Origin of the sequence: Streptomyces sp. NA02950 (assembly GCF_013364155.1) — a bacterium.
In the GTDB taxonomy this organism is placed as follows: Bacteria; Actinomycetota; Actinomycetes; order Streptomycetales; family Streptomycetaceae; genus Streptomyces.
Genome location: NZ_CP054916.1, coordinates 800349 through 822975, shown reverse-complemented (window position 1 = coordinate 822975; position 22627 = coordinate 800349). Strand labels below are relative to the sequence as shown.

Annotated in this window: 19 protein-coding genes and 1 pseudogene; 7 read left to right on the top strand and 13 right to left on the bottom strand. The window is 72.0% G+C overall.

The features are described from left to right. Window positions 1-24: 24 nt before the first annotated feature. Window positions 25-1128, top strand: coding sequence for a branched-chain amino acid aminotransferase (locus HUT19_RS03360; RefSeq protein ID WP_176178986.1), 1104 nt, complete (start codon window positions 25-27; stop codon window positions 1126-1128). Between the two features lie 155 nt (window positions 1129-1283). Here the strand turns inward: HUT19_RS03360 and HUT19_RS42755 are convergent. Continuing rightward, window positions 1284-1475 (bottom strand): annotated as a pseudogene (locus tag HUT19_RS42755) (ferredoxin); the annotation flags it as partial. Between the two features lie 5 nt (window positions 1476-1480). Then, a complete protein-coding gene (locus HUT19_RS03350) occupies window positions 1481-2713 on the bottom strand; it encodes a cytochrome P450 (RefSeq protein ID WP_176178985.1) in 1233 nt (410 codons plus the stop codon). Window positions 2714-3216: 503 nt separating this feature from the next. Here HUT19_RS03350 and HUT19_RS03345 point away from each other — a divergent pair. Then, window positions 3217-5079: a beta-N-acetylglucosaminidase domain-containing protein gene (locus HUT19_RS03345; protein ID WP_254886113.1), complete on the top strand. Its 1863-nt coding sequence runs from the start codon at window positions 3217-3219 to the stop codon at window positions 5077-5079. Window positions 5080-5330: 251 nt separating this feature from the next. Here the strand turns inward: HUT19_RS03345 and HUT19_RS03340 are convergent, their stop codons facing one another. Next, window positions 5331-5795 carry a lamin tail domain-containing protein gene (locus HUT19_RS03340; protein WP_176178984.1) on the bottom strand — a complete coding sequence of 155 codons (465 nt, stop codon included), beginning with the start codon at window positions 5793-5795 and terminating at the stop codon, window positions 5331-5333. A gap of 266 nt (window positions 5796-6061) precedes the next feature. On the opposite strand from HUT19_RS03340, the gene HUT19_RS03335 reads away from it, so the two are divergent. Beyond that, window positions 6062-6859, top strand: a complete 798-nt coding sequence (locus HUT19_RS03335) for an aminoglycoside N(3)-acetyltransferase (RefSeq protein WP_176178983.1) — start codon at window positions 6062-6064, stop codon at window positions 6857-6859. A 43-nt stretch (window positions 6860-6902) separates the two neighbouring features. On the opposite strand, the gene HUT19_RS03330 is transcribed toward HUT19_RS03335, so the two are convergent. Next, window positions 6903-8897: a BTAD domain-containing putative transcriptional regulator gene (locus HUT19_RS03330; protein WP_176178982.1), complete on the bottom strand. Its 1995-nt coding sequence runs from the start codon at window positions 8895-8897 to the stop codon at window positions 6903-6905. 146 nt (window positions 8898-9043) lie between these two features. Here HUT19_RS03330 and HUT19_RS03325 point away from each other — a divergent pair, with 146 nt between their 5' ends. Beyond that, window positions 9044-9922 carry an alpha/beta fold hydrolase gene (locus HUT19_RS03325; RefSeq protein WP_176178981.1) on the top strand — a complete coding sequence of 293 codons (879 nt, stop codon included), beginning with the start codon at window positions 9044-9046 and terminating at the stop codon, window positions 9920-9922. A gap of 20 nt (window positions 9923-9942) precedes the next feature. On the opposite strand, the gene HUT19_RS03320 is transcribed toward HUT19_RS03325, so the two are convergent. From HUT19_RS03320 to HUT19_RS03285, 8 genes are all read right to left on the bottom strand, one after another. Continuing rightward, window positions 9943-10131, bottom strand: coding sequence for a hypothetical protein (locus tag HUT19_RS03320; RefSeq protein ID WP_176178980.1), 189 nt, complete (start codon window positions 10129-10131; stop codon window positions 9943-9945). Then, a complete protein-coding gene (locus tag HUT19_RS03315) occupies window positions 10128-11396 on the bottom strand; it encodes an MFS transporter (RefSeq protein WP_176178979.1) in 1269 nt (422 codons plus the stop codon). The genes HUT19_RS03320 and HUT19_RS03315 overlap by 4 nt, the downstream gene beginning before the upstream one ends. Beyond that, window positions 11393-12637 (bottom strand): ATP-grasp domain-containing protein, encoded by a 1245-nt coding sequence (locus HUT19_RS03310; RefSeq protein ID WP_176178978.1) that lies wholly within the window; start codon window positions 12635-12637, stop codon window positions 11393-11395. The genes HUT19_RS03315 and HUT19_RS03310 overlap by 4 nt, the downstream gene beginning before the upstream one ends. Next, window positions 12634-13785: a pyridoxal-phosphate dependent enzyme gene (locus HUT19_RS03305; RefSeq protein WP_176178977.1), complete on the bottom strand. Its 1152-nt coding sequence runs from the start codon at window positions 13783-13785 to the stop codon at window positions 12634-12636. The genes HUT19_RS03310 and HUT19_RS03305 overlap by 4 nt, the downstream gene beginning before the upstream one ends. 8 nt (window positions 13786-13793) lie before the next feature. Next, a complete protein-coding gene (locus HUT19_RS03300) occupies window positions 13794-14825 on the bottom strand; it encodes an ABC transporter substrate-binding protein (protein ID WP_176178976.1) in 1032 nt (343 codons plus the stop codon). After that, window positions 14825-15697: an ABC transporter ATP-binding protein gene (locus HUT19_RS03295; RefSeq protein WP_176178975.1), complete on the bottom strand. Its 873-nt coding sequence runs from the start codon at window positions 15695-15697 to the stop codon at window positions 14825-14827. Before HUT19_RS03295 ends, HUT19_RS03300 begins: the two co-directional genes overlap by 1 nt. Further along, entirely contained in the window at window positions 15698-16768 is a 1071-nt protein-coding gene (locus tag HUT19_RS03290) for an iron ABC transporter permease (protein WP_176178974.1), read from the bottom strand. Window positions 16769-16835: 67 nt separating this feature from the next. Continuing rightward, the gene (locus HUT19_RS03285; protein ID WP_176186423.1) at window positions 16836-17576 is read right to left on the bottom strand and encodes a class I SAM-dependent methyltransferase; all 741 of its coding nucleotides are present in this window, start codon (window positions 17574-17576) and stop codon (window positions 16836-16838) included. 996 nt (window positions 17577-18572) lie between these two features. Here HUT19_RS03285 and HUT19_RS03280 point away from each other — a divergent pair. The 3 genes from HUT19_RS03280 to HUT19_RS03270 all read left to right on the top strand — a co-directional run bounded on the left by HUT19_RS03280 (window position 18573) and on the right by HUT19_RS03270 (window position 20971). Further along, window positions 18573-20027 (top strand): carbohydrate-binding protein, encoded by a 1455-nt coding sequence (locus HUT19_RS03280; protein ID WP_176178973.1) that lies wholly within the window; start codon window positions 18573-18575, stop codon window positions 20025-20027. Window positions 20028-20516: 489 nt separating this feature from the next. Then, the gene (locus tag HUT19_RS03275; protein ID WP_176178972.1) at window positions 20517-20837 is read left to right on the top strand and encodes a hypothetical protein; all 321 of its coding nucleotides are present in this window, start codon (window positions 20517-20519) and stop codon (window positions 20835-20837) included. Beyond that, complete coding sequence (locus HUT19_RS03270) at window positions 20834-20971, top strand: hypothetical protein (RefSeq protein WP_176178971.1); 138 nt, start codon at window positions 20834-20836, stop codon at window positions 20969-20971. The genes HUT19_RS03275 and HUT19_RS03270 overlap by 4 nt, the downstream gene beginning before the upstream one ends. Before the next feature lie 274 nt (window positions 20972-21245). On the opposite strand, the gene HUT19_RS03265 is transcribed toward HUT19_RS03270, so the two are convergent. Beyond that, a complete protein-coding gene (locus tag HUT19_RS03265) occupies window positions 21246-22511 on the bottom strand; it encodes a Glu/Leu/Phe/Val dehydrogenase dimerization domain-containing protein (protein WP_176178970.1) in 1266 nt (421 codons plus the stop codon). Window positions 22512-22627: the final 116 nt, after the last annotated feature.

Below are 22627 nucleotides of genomic sequence, written 5' to 3'. Positions count from 1 at the left end.
CCCGAGCGCTGACGAGGACGAAGCGTGACACCACCTCACCTCACCTTCGAGCGGCACCCCCACCCCTCACCCCGCCCCGCCGCGGAGCGGGACGCGATCCTGGCCGCGCCCGGTTTCGGCCGCCACTTCACCGACCACATGGTGACCATCGCCTGGACCGTGGACCGCGGCTGGCACAACGCCCGGCTGGAACCGTACGCGCCGATCCCGATGGACCCGTCGAACATGACCCTGCACTACGGCCAGGCGATCTTCGAAGGGCTCAAGGCGTACGCCCAGCCGGACAAGACCACGGCCCTGTTCCGCCCCGAGGCCAACGCCCGCCGCTTCCAGCACAGCGCCCGCAGGCTGGCCATGCCCGAACTGCCGGTGGACACCTTCGTCGAGGCATGCGAACTGCTGGTCCACGAGGACGCGGCATGGGTCCCCCAGGAGCCCGAACACACCCTGTATCTGCGGCCGTTCATGATCGCCTCGGAGAACTCCCTGGGTGTCCGGCCCGCCGCCCGCTACCTCTTCGTGGTCATCGCCACCCCCGCCGGTGCTTACTTCCCCGGTGGGGTCGAGCCGGTCTCCGTGTGGGTGTCCCAGAGTTACGTCCGCGCCGCCCCCGGTGGCACCGGCGCCGCCAAATGCGCCGGAAACTACGCCGCTTCGCTCATCGCCCAGGCCGAGGCGGCGGAGCAGGGCTGCGACCAGGTGGTCTGGCTCGACGCACTGGAGCGCCGGTGGATCGAGGAAGTGGGCGTGATGAACCTCTGCTTCGTGTACGGCACCGGATCCGACGCCACCATCGTCACCCCGCGACTGACCGACACCCTGCTCGCCGGTGTCACCCGCGACTCCCTCCTGTCCCTCGCCCGTGAACTGGGCTACACCACCCGCGAGACCAGGATCAGCGTCGAGGAGTGGCGGACCGGCTGCGCCGACGGCTCCATCAGCGAGGTCTTCGCCTGCGGCATCGCGGCCGTCATCACCCCGGTCGGACAGGTCAAGACCGCGGACACCACCTGGACGATCGCCGCCGGACGGCCAGGACCGGTCTCCATGCGGCTGCGCGAGGCGCTGCTCCGGCGGCAGACCGGCGTGGACACCGATCCGCATGGCTGGCTGCACCCCTGCGCCTGACCGGGGCGGGCCCGGTGCGCGGACAGCTACGGAGGGGGTGCCCGGCCGTCCCCGGCATCCCCCTCACCCGCGTCGTTCTCCTCCTTCTCCTCCTCCTTCTCCTCCTTCTCCTCCTTCTCTTCGTTCTCTTCGTTCTCTTCGTTCTCTTCGTTCGTGTCGACCGTGCGGATCACACTGTTCGGGCAGAGCCGTTCGGCGAGGCGGGCCCGGTCGTGGAGCGCGGGCGGCGGCCGGTCGTCGAGCACGACGACCAGGCCGTCGTCCTCGGACTGGTCGAACAGCTCCGGCGCGTTCAGGGCGCACTGACCGGCCCCGCGGCACCGGCCGCGGTCCACCCGGATCCGCATCGCGCTCACCGGCCCCAGGTGACCGGGAGCCGGTGGACCCCGTAGACGAGCATGTCGTGCCGCAGCGGCACCTGGTCGGGCGGCACCGCCGGCCGGAGGGTGGGGAAGCGCCGGAGCAGGGCCGGAAAGGCCGTTCTCATCTCCATCCGGGCCAGGTGCTGGCCCAGACACTGGTGCATCCCGTGGCCGAAGGCGAGATGCTGCCCGGCGTCGCGGGTGACGTCCAGCTCGTCGGGGAGGGGGAAGTACGAGGGGTCCCGGTTGGCCGCGGCGAGCGACCCGACCACCGTCTCACCGGCACGCACCCGCACCCCGGCGATCTCGACGTCCTCCCGGGCGGTCCGGATGGTGCCGAACTGGGCGATGGTCAGATAGCGCAGCAGCTCCTCGACCGCGTGGTCGGCCAGCTCCGGCCGCTCGCGCACCAGCGCGGCCTGCTCGGGGTGGCTCAGCAGGGCGTAGGTGCCCAGGCCCAGCATGTTCGCCGTCGTCTCGTGTCCCGCGACGAGCAGCAGCAGACCCACACCGGTCAGCTCCTCGTCGGTCAGCGGGTCCTCCCCGTCCGCGGCCGTGTCCGTGCCGTGCGCCAGCCCGGACAGCAACGCCTCATCGGGCTGCCGCCGCTTGACCGCCACCAGATCCCGCATGTAGTCCCACAGCGCGTCCCGGGCGGCGAAGAGCTCCGCCTCCTCCCGGTCGATCCCGAACAGGGTGAACGTCCACCGCTGGAAGTCGGCCCGGTCCTCGTACGGCACCCCCAGCAACCGGCAGATCACCAGCGAGGGGATCGGGCGGGCGAACGCCGCCACCAGATCGGTGGGCGGACCGGTGCGCTCCATCGCGTCCAGGTGGCCGGTGACGATCTCCTCGATGTCCGGCAGCAGTCCGCGCATCCGCCGGACCGTGAACCACCGGGCCAGCAGCCGCCGGTAGCGCGTGTGCTCGGGCGGATCCATCCCGATGAACGATCCCACCCGCCGGGAGTCGTTCTCCCGGACGGGGAGCGCGCGGACGGGGGAGGAGGCCCGCTCCCGGTCCGAGCTGAACCGGTCGTCGGCGAGCAGTGCCCGGACGTCCTCGTAGCGGGTGAGCAGCCAGCCGATCCTGCCGTCGGGGAAGGCCAGTCTGCTGGCCCGCCCCTCCTCGCGCAGTTCTCCGTACGCGTCGGGCGGATCGAACGGACAGCTGCGATGGCGGGGCAGCGACACCGGGGACGATCTGGACGATGTGACCGACACGGGAGCGCCTCCCTTCCGGGTGACCGGATCCTCCTTTTCGAGCGTAGTGCGGGTGCCCGGTCATCGCTTTCGCTATCGCTCTGCACCTGCGATGACGCAGAAATAGTGTGCCAAGCGACTCGATCGGGGAGGCGGCGGAGAAACGTGCCGTGGGCCGGGTGCGGGGAGGGCCGACGTTGCGGTATCGCAAGGTGGCTGCAAAAATGCCCGGCTCTCGCCGTTGACCGGCCTGCCCGCTGCTGCAAAACTCTCGAGGCGGTCCGGTGGTTTAGACCACTTGCGGTGCTGTGCGTCCCGGCCTTGCCGCCGCCCCGGCCCGCACGGCCCCGGCCGGACCTCCCGGCGTGACCATTGGAGACCCCGTGAGAAGACGCCTGACCGGGCTCGGCGCCCCGCTCGCCGCCTTCACCGCCATCGCCGCCATTGCCGTCACCGGACTGAGCGCGTCGCTCCCGTCCTCCGCGCCCGAGCCGTCCTCCGCGCCAGAGTCCGCCACTGCGGCGCTGCCCGCCGTCTCACCCACCCCCCAGACGCTCGTCCGCGGCGGCGCGGACGTGTCCGTCCCCCCTCGGGTCGTCCTGGTCTCCGATCAGCACACGGACACCGCGGCCAGGAACCGCCTCATCGCGCTCCTCAAGGACCATGGCGTGGACCGTGTCGAGGTCACCGGTCCGGACGACCCGCCCCCGGCCTCCGGGCGCGGCCTCACCGTGCTGCTCGGCCCCGACTCCCGGCCGGACATCGCCGAGGCCCTGGGCGACACGCCCGCCCCCGGACGTGCGGAAGGCTATGCGCTCCGCGTCGGCCGGCACCGCGACGCGCCCTCCGTGGTGGCGCTCGGCGGCCACGACGCCGCCGGGCAGTTCTACGCCGTTCAGACCCTGCGCCAGCTCTTCCGCGCAACGGGTGGTGACCGCTGGTCGGTGTACGGCGTCCGGGTCAGCGACCACCCCTCGATGGCCCTGCGCGGCACGATCGAGGGTTTCTACGGTCAGCCGTGGACCCATCAGGAACGCCTGGACCAGATGGACTTCTACGGGGATGTGAAGGCCAACAGCTACATCTACGCGCCCAAGGACGACCCCTACCACCGCGGCAAGTGGCGGGATCCCTACCCGGCCGACAAACTCGAGGAGCTCGGCGCGCTCGTCCGCCGCGCGACCGCCAACCATGTCCGCTTCACCTTCGCGGTCTCTCCCGGCGAGTCCATCTGCTACTCCGACGCCGCGGACCGCCGCGCCCTCGAGGCCAAGCTCCAGGCCCTGTACGACCAGGGCACCCGGGCCTTCTCCATCCCGCTGGACGACATCAGCTACACCAAGTGGAACTGCGACGGCGACCGTGCGGCCTACGGCGACCCAGGACGTGCCGCGGCCGCCGCGGCCCAGGTCGATCTGCTCAATGACATCCAGAAGAACTTCATCGCCACCCACGAGGGTGCCCGGCCCCTCCAGATGGTGCCCACCGAGTACGGAAATCTGACCGACACCGCGTACAAGCAGAAGCTCCGGAGCTCACTCGATCCGGCGGTCGAGGTGATGTGGACGGGCCCGGACGTCGTTCCGCCCAGCATCACCACCGCCCAGGCCGCCGCGGCAGCCAAGCTCTTCGGGCGCAAGGTCTTCGTCTGGGACAACTATCCGGTCAACGACTTCGGGAACACCAGCGGCCGACTGCTGCTCGCCCCGTACGACAAGCGCGAGGCCGGTCTGTCCGAGCACCTCAGCGGGCTGGTGGCCAACCCGATGAACCAGCCCTACGCCAGCAAGGTCGCGGTGTTCGGCGCCGCCGACTTCGGCTGGAACGACCGCGCCTACCGGGCCGGGGCCAACGGGCGGCGTGCCCTGTCGTACCTCGCCGATGGCGATCGCCGGGCCACCGCCGCCCTGCGGGTCTTCGGTGACCTCGAGCATCTGGCCCCCACCTCCGGTGACACCCCCTGGCAGAGCCAGGCCCCCGTGCTGGCCGGCCGGATCTCCGCGTTCTGGACCGCCTGGGACGGTGGTGGCGACCGCGACACGGCGGTGCGGGAACTGCGTACGTATCTGCGGAGCATCCGGGAGGCACCCGCCACCATCCGTGGCGGTGCGGTGCAGAAGGGCTTCACCACCGACGCCGCCCCCTGGCTGGACGCCACCGAACTGTGGGGCGCGGCGGCGGTGAAGACGGCCGACGCGCTCGCCGCGTGGCAGCACGGCGACCGGGACCGGGCCGGTGAACTCGTCGCGGCCTCCCGTGCCCTCCGGGACCGGGCCGAGGCGGTACGCACCACCCCGGCCCGCAACCGCTGGGGTGAGGTGCGGCCCAAGGTGGGCGACGGGGTGCTGGACACCTTCCTGTCCCAGGCAGCCGCCCGTATCGACTAGTGCCGGCGTCAGTCTCGGTTTGCCCGGTGGCGAGGCGTCCTGGTGCGTGCGATCGCAAGGCGGCCGGAAGCCCTCGCAGTTGGCCTGCTCGGGCTTTCGGCCGACGCAGCGAGCGTGCGTGCCAGGGCGGCGAGCGGGGTGAACCTTGGTGACGCGGCACTAGTCATCGACGGGGACGGCGGGGCGGCCCCGGTGCGCCACGTCCGGGGACATGGCGCACCGGGGCCGCGTGGGTGCCGGCTCATCCGGGCTCAGCGGCGGTGGTGCCAGTGGCCTTGGCGGCCCCAGGACTTGGCGTCCACCACACGATTGTGGTCGTTGCGCAGGATCGCGGTGTCCCCGTCGTTGTTCCAGATGTAGGTGCGCGAGTTCTGGTACACGTCGCGCTCGGTGTCGTCGCCGGAGCCGGTCCGGACTCGCACGGATTCGTAGCCGCGCAGCGTCAGGTCCTCGAAGAGGTAGACGTGGCCGGCGGTGTCGGCGAGGGTCCAGCCGTCGAGGTCGACGCGCTGGCGGCCGGTGTTGGTGATGGTGACCCACTCCGCGCGGAGGCTCCGACGAGAGTAGTCGTCGCTACCCGGGCTGTTGTATTGGACCTCTCCGATGACCACACGCGAGTGGTACGTCCCGGGGTGGGCGTCGGCCGGAAGCGCGGCGGCGCCGAGCAGAGCGGTGGCGGCGAGGCTGCCTGCGGCAAGGCGGGTGAGTCGAGTCATGGTGACCCCTAGGTGTGCGGGGACGGCCGTGCGCCGTCTCGTTTGATCGAGTCCCGGCGGTGGCCGGGGGATCACTGTGCCGTGCCGTATGCCACCGAGACGCCACGAAACACCGCGTGTTACGCAATACGGACAAATTTGCCTTGCTATAGCAAGGAAGGACTTTCCGATGGTGTGGTGGGCGAGCCGGCGGCCCGGCCGCGGGCGCCGGGGCGGGCGCCGACATCCGGTGGTACGCGTCGCCGGGCCCCTGCACACTCCCTCTCATGCGGACAACACCTCCCACCGGCCCGCTGTGCACCCGCGATTCGCTGGCCTCCGAGCTGCGCGACCTCGGACTGCGCCCGGGGGAAACCCTCCTGGTCCACTCCTCCCCCAGCGCGCTCGGCTGGGTCTGCGGTGGCGCGGTCGTTCGGGCCTTGCTCGATGTCCTCGGCCCGGAGGGAACGCTGGTGGTGCCGACGCACTCCGGCGACAACTCGGACCCGGCCGACTGGGCCAATCCGCCGGTGCCCGAGTCCTGGTGGGCCGAGATCCGTGCCTCGATGCCGGGCTATGACCCGCGCATCACGCCCACGTACGGTGTCGGCCGGATCCCTGAGACCCTTCGCACCTGGCCCGGCGCCCTGCGCAGCGCGCATCCGCAGACCTCCTTCGCGGCCATCGGGGAGCGGGCGTCCGCGATCGTGGACGGCCATGCCCTGGACTGCCGGCTGGGCGAACGCAGTCCGCTCGCCCGGCTGGAGGAAGCGGGGGCGCGGATCCTGCTGCTGGGCGCGGGCTTCGGTTCCTGCACCGCCTTCCACCTCGCCGAGTACCGGATCCCCGCCCCACGGGTCGAGACCTCCTTCGCCGTCATGACGCCGCACGGCCGTCGCCGGCACACCGTCAGGGACACCTCGATCACCGAGGAGCGCTTCGCGGAGCTGGGCACGGACTTCGAGAGCGAACGCCCGGTGATACGCGGCAGGGTGGGCGCGGCCGCTGCCCGGCTGTTCGCACTGCCCGACGCGGTCGCCTGCGCCGAAACCTGGCTGGCCGAACACCGCCCGCGCCCCGTCTGAGGCGGCCGGGGGCGTTCCTCCAGAGGCGCTGACTCACCGCCGCTCACCGCGCGTGCCGGAGGGCGGCGGTGAGGTCGTCCAGATGGCGCGAGACCGGCCCCAGGGTCAGCAGACCACTGCCCGCCCCCGCCAACTCGGCCGCCGCCGGGGAGAGCGCACGGTGCGCCCGCTCCATCGTCTCCCGGTCGCCGATACCGACGGCCGCCTGCGCGAGAAGACACCACAGGGCCTCGAACAGCAGGTCGTACGGCGGATCCGGGGCCTCGCGCAGTGCCACGGCGGCCTCGTCGCGGCGGTCTTGGGCCAGCAGCACCAGCGGGCGGGTCCACGGTGCGTAGGGGCCCCAGTCGATCTGCTCGTCGACCGGGGTGGGACATGCCCGGCGCAGCCGCACGGACAGCAGGGCGAGCGGCAGCAGGCCCCGCTCCAGACCGGGCATGCCCGCGCCGTCCAGAGCGGCGGCGGCGTCGCGATAGGCCGACTCCGCCTCGTCGTCCGGTGCGCTGCCGGTCGCGGCGAGCCGCAGCGCCCGGTACCACCGGGTGAACACGCCCACCAGCGGCAGCTCATGGCGTTCGGCCAGCCGGTCAGCGGCGGACGCGTGGCCGTCGGCCCCGGGGAAGTCGCCGAGCGCACCGCGCGCCTGGAGGCGGATGAGATGGCCGAGCACCTCGAAGGTGGTCAGACCGTGCCGGGCGGACAGGGCCACCAGCTCTGCGCCGATCCCGTCCCGGTGGGGCGCCAGGCCCGCGCGGTAACAGCTCTGCATGAAGGCGCCGTTGAGGGCGAACGCCAGCAGGGTGGGATCGTCCAGCTCGCGGGCGATCCGCTCCGCCTGCCCGGCGGCCTCGGGACCGCGCGCCGAGCGGGTGCCCCGCGACTCCAGGGCGATCGTGGCCAGCAACCGGGCCCGCGCGGACGGATGTCCGTCGGACGGCAGGGCGGTCAGCGTACGCTCGGCCGCCGCGACCACCCACGCCGCCTGCCGCGGGTCGTCCGACCGCGTCCAGATCGCCGGGACGTCGTATGCGCCGATCACCCGGGCGGTCAGTTCCGGGTCGCCCAGTTCCCCGGCCGCCGCGATGGCCGCCACCCGGTGTTCACGAGCGGCCTCCAGACCACCGCCCCCGGTCACCGCGAGATGGCGCAGCAGACCGACCGCCGACTCCAGCCGGGTCCGTGCACCGGATGCCACGGTGCGGTCGTACGCGGCGGTGGCCCGGGCCCACACCCGCTCGGCCGCCGCACCGGCCCGGTCGGTGGACGTGGGGTGTGATGCGGTCTCGAGGTGGCCGGCGTGCTCGAGGATGTCCGCCTCCAGACGGCGCAGTCCCGGCCCCGGGTCCACCCCCAACTGCTCGACCAGCAGGGTCCGCGCCCGCCGCAGTACCGCCAGCGCGTCGCCCTGCCGCCCGGTGCGGTACAGCGCCAGGGCCAGTAGCCGCCAGGCGTCCTCGCGCCACGGATGCTCAGTGACATGTGCGTCCAGATCCGGCACCACCTGCCCGGCGCGCCCCAGGGCGAGGCGGGCCCCGGCCCGGCGTTCGACGGCGTGCAGCCGCAGCTCCGCGAGACGCGAACGCTCCGTACGGGCCCAGAACTCATCGGCGAACTCCGCGTACGCGGGCCCGCGCCACCGCCCCAGCCCGGAGTCCAGCCGCGTGAGCGCATCCTCCGGCGGCAGTGTCGCGGCGGCGGCCACCTCGTCTTCGAAGCACCAGGCGTCCACCGCGCCCGGTTCCGCGCGCAGCGCGTACCCCGGGCCCTCGGTCACCAGCAGCCGGGCCGGGGCGCGGGGCGGGCGCTGCGGTTCCAGCGCACGGCGCAGCGCGGCCACGAAGGTGCGCACCGCGCCCACCGCACCGGCGGGCGGATCCAGCCACAGGTCCTCCGCCAGGCGGCTCACGGGTACGACGTGCCCGCGGGCCACGATCAGCCGGGCCAGTACGGCGCGGTGCCGTGGCCCCTTCAGCGCGATCGTGTGCCCGGCGCCGTCCCAGGCCGTCACCGGCCCCAGTACGCCGAAGACGACGCGCACCTCCGGCCACCTCCTTCTCCCCCCCCGTCACCCCGGGACACTCCAGGTCACCGGCGGCGGTGCCCACGCTAGCGTGCTCATCGCCCGCTCATCCGGGCCCGGCAGGCTGAGGGCACCTGGTCAGCAACGGAAAGAGAACGACCATCATGACCTTCGCCATCGCCGGATTCGAGTATCAGCGTGTTCCCGTCGCCGACGGGGTGTCCCTGAACGTGGCCGTCGCGGGCTCCGGCCCCGCGATCGTGCTCCTGCACGGCTTTCCCCAGACCCATGTGATGTGGCGGCACATCGCCGCCGACCTGGTGGCCGACCACACCGTCATCTGCCCTGACCTGCGCGGATACGGTGCCAGCGACAAACCGGAGGCCACCGACGACACCACCTATGCCAAGCGGACCATGGCCGCCGACATCGTCGCCACGGCCCGCGCCCTGGGGCATGAGCGCTTCGCCCTGGCCGGACACGACCGCGGTGCGCTGGTGGCCTTCCGCGCCGGACTCGATCACCCGGCGGCCATCACCCACCTGGCCTGCCTCGATGTGCTGCCGACACTGGACATGTGGGAGGTGTTGCACGGGACGGCCGCCGCCGTCGGCTTCCATCTGTATCTGATGGCCCAGCCCCCGGGGCTGCCCGAGCGGTTGATCGGTGGCTGCCCGGACGCCTTCTTCGGCCACTTCCTCGATATCTGGACGCGCGATCCGCGGGCCGTCCCCGCCGATGTGCGCGCCGCCTACCTGGACGCCTGCCGCTCGGCCGTGCCCTCGATCGTGGCCGACTACCGTGCCTCCGCGGGCATCGACGTCGAGCACGACGAGGCGGACCGTGCGGCCGGTCACCGGCTGCGGATGCCGGTGACCGTACTCCAGCAGGACTGGGGCGCCGCCCTCGGTTTCGACGCGGGAGCGCTGTGGCGGGCCTGGGCGCCCGATCTTCTCCACACCACGGTCACCAGCGGTCACTTCATGGCCGAGGAGGCACCCGCCGGTGTCACCCGGGCCCTGAGAGATCTACTGGCTCGCTGAACGGCACCGGGGGCGACGGCTCACACCACGTAACGGATCAGCCACTCGTCGTCGTTGTAGGCGTTCCTCGCCGGGTCCGGTGCCACGGCCGGGCGCTCTTCCACCATCTCCTCGGGGCGGACACGCTCCGGCAGGGCGCCGAAGCGGGCACGCCGCCGTTCCCCGGCGGTGTCCCGGACCTTCTTCTGATCGTTCTCCGCGTGTGTCATCGTCGCCTCCTTCGACCGGAGAACGCCAGGGGCGGGGGAGTTGTTCCCCTTGACCGCATCCGGCGCACGGCCGCGATCAGCAGCGGAGGCAGCACCACGCACTGCACGGCGACCGCGCCCCAGAACAGCCCGGCGTGACCGGACCGTTCGGCCACCTCGTATCCACCGCCTCCGACGGCTCCGCTGACGAACGCGCCGATGCCGGCCGCGAGCCGCTGACGGCCGAAGACCACGGCGGGGGAGCGGGCGGAGCGCGCCAGTGCCTCGAGGTCGTTCTTCAGGAACAGGACGATCTCGGCGCAGCAGATGAGCAGGGATCCGGCGAGGATGGCGAGATGGCCGCCGAGGGCGAGGACGGCCATGCCGATGGCCATCGCGGCGAAGCCGAACCGCAGGACATGGCCGTAGGGCAGCCGGGCCACCAGGTCGGACACCAGCGGCTGGGCCACCACCAGGAGCAGCGCGTAGAGGGCGAGCACCAGGCTGTAGTACGCCGTCGAGGTGCGGGGTACGGCGTACAGCGCCAGATAGTGCTGGAAGAACATGAACACGTACAGGCTCAGCACGGTGATCGCGAAGGGGAGGGCGCCGGGACCCAGGAGCCCGGCGCCCGGCCCTTCCGCCACCGGCGCCGTGGTGTCCCCCGCGGTGGCGGGCCGCTCCGGTTCCGGGGGGCCGGGCGCCGTCGCGGGCGATTCCGCGGGCAGCAGGGCGTGGCCCGCCGTGATGGCCGCGAACAGGCCCGTGACCGCGGCGAAGAGCCCGGCCGAGGAGCTGAGCACGAAGGGCGCCGCGGCCAGCGGGCCCAGGGCGATTCCGGCGTTGAGCGCCGAACCGCTCGTGGACAGCAGCAGCGGACGCCGTGACGGGTCGGCCGTGTGCACCAGATACGCCTTGTTCGCCGGGAGGTAGAGCGCCGCGCCGCAGGAGACGAGGAAGAGCGCGGCCACCGCCACGTACGTGTGTTTCAGCCCGGGCAGGAACGCCGCGAATCCCGCCGTACGGATCGTCAGCGCCAGCACCATGGTGCGCCGCAGTCCGATGCGGTCCGCTACGGCGCCGCCCGCCACCCCGCCGGAGAACTGCACCAGGGAGGCGGTGGCGAGGACCATGCCCACGGCGTCGAGACCCATGCCCAGCCGCTCGTGGAGCAGGATGGACATGAAGGGCAGGACGGCGTAGCTGCCCAGCGGGATGAGGAAGGAGCCCGCGAGCAGAAACCGCTGTGGACCGGTCAGTTCGGCCAGTCCGGAGCGCAGGCTCACCCCGTGCCGTCGGTGGCGACCACGGGACGTACGCTGCCCGCCGCGCTCAGCGCCCGGTGCAGCGCCAGCTCCGCCGTCGCGGCCTCGGCCAGTACGATCCCGGTGCAGCCGCGCTGGTCTGTCAGGTGTTCCACCCGGTCCCCGGGGGTGGCGGTGGGATACCACTCGGGAGCGCCGGGGAAGTCCGCCAGCCGCTCCAGACCGGTCCAACCGGTGAGGGTGCCCGGCCGGTCGGGGTAGAGGAGGACAAAGCCGGTGGCGGGACCGTCGCCCTGGTGGTCGTGGGCGTCCAGCAGGGCGGGGCGACGGCCGAGCGCGGTGTCGACCATCGCGTCGTACACATTGGTGTCCAGGGCGCGGCACAGCGATTCGCCGACGAGCGCTCCGCCGATCCGCCGGTTGATCTCCACCAGCTCCGGCCCGTTACGGGTGAGGACGAACTCCACATGGGCGAAGCCGCTGTCGTGGCCCGCCGTCTTGAGGACCCGGGCCACCCAGTCCTGGATGGTGTGGTGTTCCGGGCCGGGGAGGGCGACGGGGAAGGCGGCGGCCTCCTCGCGGACGGCGGGTGCGGGGGAGAGCTGTCGGCTGAGGACGCCGAGCAGCCGGGTGCTCCCCGCCCAGCTGAGGGTTTCCGCGCTGTACACGGGCCCGGCGAGGTACGGTTCGGCGAACAGCCGCCCCGTGAAGGGCTGTTGGGCGGCTTCGGCGAGCGTTGTGTGGAGTTCGTGTTCCTCGCGGACCAGCCACACGTTGCGCGAGGAGGTGCCGGAGGAGTCCTTGAGGACCGCGGGCAGACCCACCTCGCGCAGGACCTCGGCCGCCGCGGCCCCGGTGTCCGGGGCCTCCGGGACGAGGGCGAGGGCACGGCCGCGGCTCAGGCCGTGCTCGTGGAGGACATTGCGTACGCGGTGTTTGTCGCGCAGCAGGCGCACCGAGGCCGGGTCGGGGCCGGGCAGGCCGAGGCGCGCGGCGAGGTCGGCCCCCATGACACTCCAGGTGTCGGTGGAGTTGATCAGGCCGCGCAGCTCGGGCAGGGCGGCCAGCGCGTCGGCGGTGGCGGTCTCGTCAGTGGTGTCGACATCGACGATGTCCACCGCGCCGGGCGGCAGTTGGGCCAGTTCATGGCGGTAGACGGCGCGGTCCCGGGTGAGCAGGCTCAGCCGGTGGCCGGCGGAGCGGGCCGCTTCCGCCAGCCGTCCCAGTCCGAAGGTGAGGGCTTCCAGGGCGGCGATGGTCATGGGGTGTGGTCCTCCTGGGCGGTGGCCGGGGCGCTGGTCTGGACGGTGGCCTGGGAGGTGGCGGACGGGGAGCGGGCCGTGACGGGCTCGGGAGCCGGTGCCACATCGTGGTGCCGCCGTCCCCAGTCCATCGTCGACCAGGGCATGGCCAGTTCATCGAGGCTGGTGATCCGGCGGGGCGTCAGCGTCCGGGGGTCGGGGGCCTCGTGGTGGCGGGCGAAGACCCGCTCGGTGTAGCGGTGTCCGGTGTCCGCGCCGATGGCCAGGTGCATCCGCTCGGGGCGGCGCTCGGCCTCCCACGCGGTGACGAGGTGGGCGGCGCCGGTGGACAGTCCGGCGAACACCGCGTGGTCGCGCAGCAGGCCGACCGCGCCCGCCATGGCGTGGCGGAAATCGACCCAGTGCAGGGTGTCGTACAGCTCGTGGCGGACGTTGTCGAAGGGGATCGAGCTGCCGATTCCGGCGATGATGGCCTCGGGGTCCTGGAACCCCTCGCTGCCGAAGGTGACACTGCCGAAGGGCTGTACGCCCAGCAGCGTGACCGCCCGGCCGCGCTCCCGCAGCGGCCGCACCAGTCCACCGGTGGAGGCACCGGTGCCCACGGCACCGACCACCGTCAGCGGAACACCGGGGAGCGCGTCGTCCACCAGATCGGCGAACGCGCGGTATCCGGCGTAGTGGACGGCGTCGTGGTACTGGCGCATCCAGTGGGTGCCGGGCCGCTCCGCGATCAGCTGCCGGACCCGGCGCACCCTGCGCTCCTGGTCCAGCCGTAGATCCTGGGCGGGCGGCATCTGGTCCACGGTGGCGCCCAGGATCTCCAGTTGGGCGCGCATGGTGGCGTCGACGGTGGTGGAGGCGACGATGTGGCAGCGCAGTCCGTAGCGGTGGCAGGCCATCGCCAGGGCCAGGGCGTAGATACCGCTGGAGCTGTCCACGAGGGTCTGGCCGGGCCTGATGGTTCCGCGGTCGAGCAGGGTGCGCACCGCGCCGAGCGCGGCGTAGACCTTCATCGTCTCGAAGCGGGCGAGGACCACGTTGTCGGCCAGCCGGACCAGATCGGGGGTCTTCATGGCGTCGGTGATGTGCTCGTGGACCAGGGCGGCGGGCGCGGTCCCGGTGCGCTGGGAAGCCGGCGGGGAGGTCATCTGTGCGGTCACCGTCCCACCGACCTGAGGTAGCGGCCGAGGTCTTCGGCACCCTTGACGTTGCGCGGCCCGCTCACGGCGTCGCCGTAGGAGATGACATGGAAGCGGTTGTTCCGCACGGCGGGCACCGACTTGATCGCGGGCAGCGACTTCAGATACTTGATCTTCTGCTCGGCTGACTGGCCCGCGTAGTCGACGACCACGATGACCTCGGGTTTCGCCGTGGCCACCGGCTCCCAGCCGACCGTCGTCCAGCCCTTGTCGAGGTCATCGAGCACATTTCTGCCGCCCGCGGCGGCGATGATGTCGTTCGGTGCGGCGTGGCGCCCGGCGGTGAACGGCTGGTCGGTGCCGGAGTCATAGACGAACACCCGGGCCGGATCGCCGTTCTTCGGCCAGGTCTTCTTCAGCGCGGCGACGCGGCGCTTCAGATCCGCCACCAGCCGGTCGGCCCTCGGTGTCACCCCGAAGATCCGGCCGATGGCGCGCAGATCGGTGTAGAGCGCCTGGAGCGGTGGCACATCCGTGGTCTTGTCGCCGTAGTCCCAGCAGGTCTCGGTGTGCACATAGCTGGCGATGCCCACCTTCTTCAGCAGGGCCGGGGTGATGCCGCGGTCCTCGCCGAAGCCGGAGTTCCAGCCCGCCAGGACCCAGTCGGCCTTGGCGTCCACGACGATCTCCCGGGTGATGCGTTCGCTGCCCAGCCGGTCGGTCTTCTTGTAGTCGGCGCGCCAGGGGGATCCGGCGATGGACGGGTCGCCCAGCTTGTTCATCACATAGCCGCGCATCCGGTCGCCCAGCCCGAGGGCGAACATCTTCTCCGCCCCGCTGACGTCGTAGGCCACCGCCCGTTTCGGGCGGGTGTAGGTGATGTTCTTGCCGCAGTTGGACACGGTGACCGTCGCGGGCTTGCCGCTCTTGTCCGCCGTATCCACCTCGGCTCCGCAGCCGGTGACCGGCAGCACCGCGGCTGCCAGCCCCGCGATCCAGATGGTGCGGGCGCGGACCGCGCGACGAGGGGGCAGGTGGGGTCGGGTCATCAGCGCATTCCTTCCGGGGCCGCCCCGGCGGACGGTGAGGATGTCTCAGCGTTCATATCGGTGCGGTCGTTGGGGGCGTTGTTGGCGTCGAGTCCGTCGAAGTCGTATTCGTCGAAGTCGTAGAGCAGTTGGGGGACCCCGGTGCGCGGATGGCGTACGACGGTGGCGTGGACGCCGAACACCTCGCGCACCAGGGCGGCCGTCAGCACCTCGGCCGGATCACCGGAGGCGACCAGGGAGCCGTGGTTGAGCACGGCGATGCGGTGGCAGACGGCGGCGGCCAGGTTCAGATCGTGCAGCGCGGTGACGACGGTCAGCTCCGCACCGCGCAGGAACGACAGCAACCGCACCTGGTGGCGCACATCCAGATGGTTGGTGGGTTCATCGAGCACCAGCACCCGGGGCTCCTGGACCAGCGCACGCGCCACCAGGACCCGCTGGCGCTCCCCGCCCGAGAGCGTCAGCACACTGCGGTCCGCCAGATGTGCCACATCCAGCCGCTCCATCGCCGCCCGGCACAGCTCGCGCTCCCGGTCCGTCAGCGGGCCGTTGCCGCGGGTGTGCGGGGTGCGGCCCAGCGCCACCACCTCCGCCACCGTGAAGTCCAGTTCGGTGTGGCTCTCCTGGGTCAGCGCGGCGATGGAACGCGCGCTGTCGCGCAGCGGCACCGACGCCAGATCGGTGCCGTCCAGCAGCACCGCGCCGGAGGTCGGCCGCAGTGCCCGGTACACACAGCGCAGTGCCGTGGACTTGCCACTGCCGTTCGGGCCGACCAGCCCCACGACCCGACCGGCGGCCACGTCCAGGGTGAGCCGGTCGACCAGGGTGCGGCCCGCCGCCTCCACCGACAGTTCGCTCACACGCAGTGTCATCTAGCGGCCTCCGAACAGATAGCCGCGGCGGCGCATCAGCGAGATGAAGACGGGCACCCCGATCAGCGCCGTGATCACCCCGAGCGGCAGTTCCTCGGGCGCGAAGGCGGTACGGGCCACCAGATCGACCCACACCATGAAGCACGCCCCGGCGAGCGGGGCGACCGCCAGCACCCGGCGGTGGGTGGAACCGACCAGGATGCGCACCACATGGGGCAGCACCAGACCCACGAACCCGATCGCACCGCTCACCGCGACGATCAGGCCGGTGACACCGGAGGTGAGTACGAACAGCCGGCGCCGCAGCAGCCGCGCGTCCACGCCCATGCTCGCCGCGGTCTCGTCCCCCAGCGACAGCACGTCCAGCGCCCGGCTCTGCCGCAGCAGCGCCGCCACCGCCACCGCCACCGCCACCGTCACCAGCGGCAGCGACTCCCAGGACGCGGAGCCCAGGGAGCCCAGCAGCCAGAACAGCACCGTGCGCGCCGCCTGGCCGTTCGGCGAGACGAACACCAGGACGCTCATCAGCGCCTGGAACCCGTACGCGAGCGCCACCCCGGTCAGCACCAGCCGCAGCGGGGTCAGCCCCATCGGCCCCCGCGCGGCCAGATACACCAGCAGGGTGGCGCCGAGCGCGCCGAGGAAGGCCGCCGCCGACAACGCGTACACCCCCAGGGACGCGAACAGCCCGAACACCACCACGGCGGTCGCGCCGACCGAGGCACCGGAGGAGATCCCCAGCACGAAGGGATCGGCCAGAGCGTTGCGCACCAGCGCCTGGACGGCGACACCGACCACGGACAGCCCCGCGCCGACCACCGCGGCGAGCAGGACCCGCGGGGTGCGTATCTCCCACACCACCGCGTAGTCCGTCACCTCGTCCGCCCCGATCCGGCCCCCCGAGACGGCGGCGAAGAGGTAGCGCAGCACAGCGCCGAACGGGACGACGGTGGGGCCGAGCGCCACCCCGGCGACCACCGAGATCGCCAGGAACGCCGAGAGCAGCACGAGGATCGTCCTCGTTCGCCGGCGGACTGCCGCCCGGCCGCTCGTCACCGGTGCCTTGGTCATGCGGTCCTTTCCACGCGGGTCCTGGGGGTACGGCGTGTCCCCCCGCAGGTAGTCGGACGACGGGGCGTCAGAGTTCCCGAGTCCCGCGCACGATGAGCCGCCGGGCGTGCTGGTCGTACGGGGCGCCGTCGAAGTCGCCGAAGCACTCCACCTTGGTGAAGCCCACCCGCTCGAACAGCGTGCGCAGCTCCGACCCGCTGTAGAGGAAGGAGGTGATGGAGGCTTCCCGGGCCGTCCCGCCGCGCACCAGCGTCCAGTCCGTCCGCAGCCGGGACCAGTCGTCCAGGACGGTGTCGCGCTGCACCACGTACGCGTCGTCCAGCTCCACCACCTGGGGCCGGCCGATCCAGCCCGCGAGCACCTCCTTGCCCATCACATCGATCAGCAGCCGTCCGCCGGGGACCAGCGAGTCGTGGGCGTTGCGCAGCACCTGGACGTTGTCACCGGGATCGTCGAAGTAGCCGAAGGAGGTGAACACGTTCAGTACGACGTCGTAGGAGCGCGGTTCGACATGGCTGAGCATGTCCGCGCGCACCAGGCGCACCCCCACGCCCGCGTCCGCACACGCGGCCCGGGCCCGCTCCAGCATCACCGGGCTCAGATCGACCCCGGTCACGACGCAGCCGCGCTGGGCCAGCGGCACCAGATACAGTCCCGGTCCGCAAGCCAGGTCCAGCACCCGGGAGCCCGTGGGGAAGTCCAGCAGCGGTGAATCCGCGATCAGTTCCCGGGTCCGCTCCCGTCGGTGTTCGGAGAACATCGTCCCGGAGAAGTCCGACCAGAAGCCGTCGTCCTCGTACCAGTGCATGACGCCCTCCCGTGAAGCACCCATTGGCGGTGTGCCGGTGATCAGGTAGTCGTCCGTTCCGGCGGACGGGTTCCCGGCGACTTCCGGTCGGGTGGTGTCAACGGCGGCCGGCCGAAGCCGGACGGGCGGTGTGTGGCGGCGCAGGGTCGGGCGGCCGAGGCCCAGGGCCATCTCCAGGCGGCGGAGGCCACGTTCACCGCGCTGGGTGCCGCTCCGTTCCGGGCCGCGTGCCGCGCCGACCTCGCGGCGCTGGGGACCCGTGAGGGCCTGGGGGAGCTGGAGGCTCTGCTGACCCCGCGGGAGCGCGAAGTGGCCGGTCTGGGCGGGCTGGGCCACACCAACCGGGAGATGGGGGGCCACTCAAGGGCGAATGCGGTGTTGACAACGCACAGATGTTTTAAAATGAAATGATTTACGTGGCTGCACTTCTCGCTCATGCGTTTCATCGCCGTTCCCGTACTGGCGAGTTAGGAAAGTTTCTTGCCAGCAGGTGAAAAGAAAGGCGTGCGACGCATAAGATGCACATGTTCCGGACGACCACGCAACCCGCAGAACTCCCATGACTGGACCGCCTGTTGGCTGTCTCAGCCGTCGTCCTCCGCGCCGCGCTCACATCGGAGTGAGGCGGCCGACATCAAGCCGGAAGCCATGTGTCGAAGTTGAACGCCAATGACCACCCGACTCGCGCGTGGACACCAGCGAAATCGTGACAGGCGGGCACTGCGAAGAACTACACCATCGGGGTTGGACCATGCCATTGCTCGCCTGGAAAGCCTTCAAAGACACCCTTGTGCGACGGGTTCGGTCACGGGCGCCCGTGGCTCACACCGCCACCGGCCCCGCCCTCCGGCGACAGCCCGCCTTGCCGACCTCCTGTTCCTCCTCAGTGAAGTGCGCGTTAGGGGGCCGTGCCCCACTCCCGTCGGCCGGCGACGGTACCGGCTCCGTTCCGGCCGTGGGGGGTCCGAGGGGTGGCGGCCGATGAACCGGTCGTGCATGACGTCGCTGGTCCGTGAGCAGGCGGACGGCGACATGGCGGCGCTCCGGGCGGTACGGGAGGGCCGTACCTCGCTGTTCCGGGAGGTGTACGACCGCCATCAGCCGGCGGTCCGGGCTTACGCGCTGACCTGCACCACATCACCGGGGCTCGCTTCGAAGCTGGTGTCGGTGGCGTTCACCAAGCTGGGGGAGCGGGTGACCTCACCGCATCCGCTGGACCGCGGCCGCCATGCCGGATGTGTGCGGTTGCAGTTGCTGGAGTCCACCCGGCTGGCCGCGGTGGCCGACGCGCTGAAGCATCCGCACGCCTTCTCGGCCGGGTTCATGGCTTGGATCGCCAGTGGCTCGGTGTGGCCGATGCACGATGACGGCCAGTTGCAGGTGGCGTACGAGGGGCTGACACCGGTGGAACAGTGCCTGTTGTGGCACACCCTGGTCGAGCAGGACGACTTGACGGCCGTCGCCGACATCACCGGTCTCATGGGCCGCGATCTGCGGGCGCGTCTCACGACGGCGGACCGCGGGCTGCGGCGCTCGCGGATGGAGCTGTACCTCGAGCGGGTCGACAGCGAGGACTGCATCAAGATTCTCGGCGGCAGCCGCGGTCTTCCCTACAGCCCGCCGGGGCCGGAGGTCTCGGAGCATCTGGCCGCCTGTGCCCGGTGCCGTGCCCTGTACGACGAACTGGTGCGGTTCGACGCCCGTGCGGCACGGCATCTGCCGTTGCGGTTGCTGGGGTGGTGGCGCGCCGAGGACTACCGGCGGAACAAGGAGGCCACCGCCGGTAGGCCACCGCGGGGCCGGCCGGCCCGCGGCGCGCCGGCCGCCCGCCCCGCGGGTACGGGCCGCCGCCGGCGCCGCGCTGCCGGGCCGGTGCGCAAGGCGCGGACATGGCTGCTCGGAACACGTCGGAGGGCGACGGTCCTCCTGGCGGTGAGCGCCACCGTGGCCACGGCGCTCACCTGCACCCTGGCGCTGCGGTGGATGGAGTCGTCCGAGCCGGCCGGCTGCGGACCGGACGGCCATGACCCCGGTGTGACGGAGCCTCCGGGCCCCAGCCCCTCCCTGTCCGCACGGCTGCGCGTGAACGCCGACGAATACACCGCTCAGGAGGGCACCGAGGCGTCGGACTTGGGCTTTCGGCACGCGCGCAGCCTGAGCGACGGGGACCAGCTTCGCTACGCCCGGGTCGACTTCGGCCGGGAGGGGGACGGCCGTCTGGTCACCCGGGTGTCCAACGGCAGCGAGGGCGGCGCGCGGCTGGAGCTCCGGCTCGACTGCCCGGACAGTCAGCCGTGGGCCACCATCACCGTCCCGGCGGACGGGGAGCAGGAGGACGTCACCGCAGAGGTCCAGGCCGTCCAGGGCGGGCACATGGTGTACATCACCGCGGTCTGTGACACCCGCCGGCCCTGCGGCGATCTCCACTGGTTCGGCACGGTGGCCTACTGAGGCCGGATGATCGGCCGCCGGATCCCGGCGGCCACCCCGCGGCTGCCCGGGGCCGACGAGCCGAGTTCGGCGAGCCGGCCCCCGGTGGTCTTCGCGCGCGTTCTCCATGCGGCCGACCGCCGGACATTCCGCCGTCGGGTATTCCCGGCAGGCCGGTGCGGATGCGGATATACGCACAGCCGTTCGGATGTCACCGAGGTGCGGACAGCCTATGCCGCATGATTCCGGATTGGGCCCCGGCAGAGGACTAGGGGAATTCCCCCGTGCCTCCCCCTCGAATTCCTGAAAAGATCCGCGCAAGCGGAGAAAGCCACCCTCGGGTACCGGTGCGCGCGCAGGCGGTGGCCACCGAAGAAGGCCACCCCATCGGCACCGGCAATTCCCGCGTCGACATCGAACCGAACGCCACCGCGTGCATCCTGGAGCCACCGGCCGCGGCTGTCGATCGCGGGTGCCGACTGGCCCAACACCTCCGCCCCGCCACAGCCGTTGACACTGACCGTCGACGTGGCCGGGAGCGGGCTGACCCCGCCGGTCACCGCCGGCCCGGTCCGTGCCCCCCCGCCGGTTTTCCTCGAGGTGACCGCCGGGGCCCTGCCCGATGGCAATGGGGTGACCTGGACCGTCGAACGCGATGTGCTGGCCCGTGGCACCACCTGCTTCGTCGACGACGCCGACGCCTGGACACCCACGGCGGCACCGTGTGCGAAGCACGGAACACCGGCCGGGGTCACCGTCGACGAACGCACCCACCACCAGACCCTGGTGGCCCGCTGCGCGTACACGGTGGGCTGGCCGGAGGCCGGGTGACCACCCTCGCCGACCTCTGTCCGACCGTCCACGGCGAGGCGTACGAGGTGGACATCACCGTCCGGGCCAGCGAGGATGACCAGCAGGTCTTCGAAGGCACCTGGCAGCGGTACCTGCCGCGCGACCTCGCCTGAGACCACACCCCCGCCCCCCGGCGCCCCGACCGCCGACGTTCCCTGTCGTTCGCGGCCACGTCCCCCTTCCACGGCCGGGTCTGGCGTGAGGGCCCGCCCGGTCAGCCGGGTGTACATAGCGTCGTCGCGGGCGCGGCGGACGATCCGTGCGCTGCCGTGCGAGCTGCCGTGGTGGTGGCCCGCATCGAACCGAGCCAGGAGCAGCACCGACAGCCCGCGGCGGCTCCCGCCCACGCGGTGGCGGCCCCATCAACTCGCCGCCGATCACGTCAGTTCAACGCGCTCCGGCATGGCTGCCTCCAGCAGGGCTCGGACTGGCCGGGGTGGTGCCGGGGCCGAAGCGGGCGTCAATGGCGGCGATCTTGTCCGCGACGACCCCGAGCGCGGCGTCGCGGGGGGTGATGCCGAACCGCCGGGCGCTGGTGAGCATGTCCGTGGTGATCCGGCGCGAGGACTGCCGGACCTTGTGGTGGGCCTGGGCCGCGTCGGCGCCGATGTCACCAAAGAGCGTCCACCACCACCAGGCGTTCGTGGCCGAGTTGGCGACGAAGTCCGGAATGACCTGGACACCGCGCGCGTGCAGCGCGGCCTCCGCCTCGGGAAGGGTGGGCATGTTGGCGGCCTCGGCGATGATCCGGGCCGTGATCCGGGTCTGGTTGACCGCGTCGATGCAGTAGGAGACCGCAGCGGGCACCAGGACGTCGCATGCGATATCGAGCCAGGTGTCACCGTCGGCTTCCCGGTCCCCGGGCCGCAGTTGTCCGCGGTCGATCCCGCCGAGCGGGTCACGGGTGCGCAGCAGGTGTTCGACGTCCAGACCGTCCGGGTTGGCGATGACACCGTACGCGTCGGCCACCGCGACCACCGTGACACCCGCCCGGGCCAGATAGCGGGCGGTCGCACCGCCCATCGAGCCGAACCCCTGGACGACGGCGCGCGCCGACCCGTGGGGGAGGGCGATCAGATCGAGGGCGGTGAGGGCCGATTCGGCCACCCCCAGACCGCCGACCAGCTCGGGCAGCGGCACCCCGTCGACGTCGATGGCGAACCCGTCCGCCAGTCGCTGCCGCGCCTGGGCGGCGTCGTCCAGCAGGGGATAGATGGCCTGGATGGAACTGGCCAGCCCGACCTCGCCGATGACGTCGTCGATGGTGTCCTGGCGCAGCCCGAGGTCCTCACCGGTGGCCCAGTGGTGTTCCAGGACGCAGCGCATGGCAGCCAGGAAGCGGGAGAGGACCGCGCGGGCCTGCGGGTCGTGCGGACTGCAGTCGATACCGCCCTTGGCGCCGCCGAGCGGGATGTAGCGGTTGCCCGGCTCGTAGTGGAGTGCTTCCTTGCGGGTCATCCCGGCCGCCAGGCCGCGCACCTCCTCCACGGTGCAGCCCTCGCGCATGCGCAGTCCGCCGCTGGCCACGCCGCGGATCAGACGGTCGATGACCACGAAGCCGCGCCGCCCGGTGACCGGGTCGGTCCAGATCAGCTGGAGATGCGGCTGGGGGGCACCGGTGAGGGGTGGTGTGCTCAGGGGGGTCGCTGTCATGGCTTCCTCCAGTGCGGGCACTCGTCACTGAATGCGCGTTCAGTCGTGGTGGGGTGAGGGGTGGATGCCGGGGATTCGGCGGCCCGGTGGGGGCCGGGGCCGTCACCACCCGGGCC

Excerpts from the sequence above, each read along its gene's own strand:
- HUT19_RS03305 (WP_176178977.1), bottom strand. The coding sequence starts at position 13,785 with ATGACCTCCCCGCCGGCTTCCCAGCGCACCGGGACCGCGCCCGCCGCC.
- HUT19_RS03340 (WP_176178984.1), bottom strand. The coding sequence starts at position 5,795 with ATGACTCGACTCACCCGCCTTGCCGCAGGCAGCCTCGCCGCCACCGCT.
- HUT19_RS03290 (WP_176178974.1), bottom strand. The coding sequence starts at position 16,768 with ATGACCAAGGCACCGGTGACGAGCGGCCGGGCGGCAGTCCGCCGGCGA.
- HUT19_RS03265 (WP_176178970.1), bottom strand. The coding sequence starts at position 22,511 with ATGACAGCGACCCCCCTGAGCACACCACCCCTCACCGGTGCCCCCCAG.
- HUT19_RS03325 (WP_176178981.1), top strand. The coding sequence starts at position 9,044 with ATGACCTTCGCCATCGCCGGATTCGAGTATCAGCGTGTTCCCGTCGCC.
- HUT19_RS03320 (WP_176178980.1), bottom strand. The coding sequence starts at position 10,131 with ATGACACACGCGGAGAACGATCAGAAGAAGGTCCGGGACACCGCCGGG.
- HUT19_RS03310 (WP_176178978.1), bottom strand. The coding sequence starts at position 12,637 with ATGACCATCGCCGCCCTGGAAGCCCTCACCTTCGGACTGGGACGGCTG.
- HUT19_RS03285 (WP_176186423.1), bottom strand. The coding sequence starts at position 17,576 with ATGCACTGGTACGAGGACGACGGCTTCTGGTCGGACTTCTCCGGGACG.
- HUT19_RS03295 (WP_176178975.1), bottom strand. The coding sequence starts at position 15,697 with ATGACACTGCGTGTGAGCGAACTGTCGGTGGAGGCGGCGGGCCGCACC.
- HUT19_RS03280 (WP_176178973.1), top strand. The coding sequence starts at position 18,573 with ATGACGTCGCTGGTCCGTGAGCAGGCGGACGGCGACATGGCGGCGCTC.
- HUT19_RS03335 (WP_176178983.1), top strand. The coding sequence starts at position 6,062 with ATGCGGACAACACCTCCCACCGGCCCGCTGTGCACCCGCGATTCGCTG.
- HUT19_RS03300 (WP_176178976.1), bottom strand. The coding sequence starts at position 14,825 with ATGACCCGACCCCACCTGCCCCCTCGTCGCGCGGTCCGCGCCCGCACC.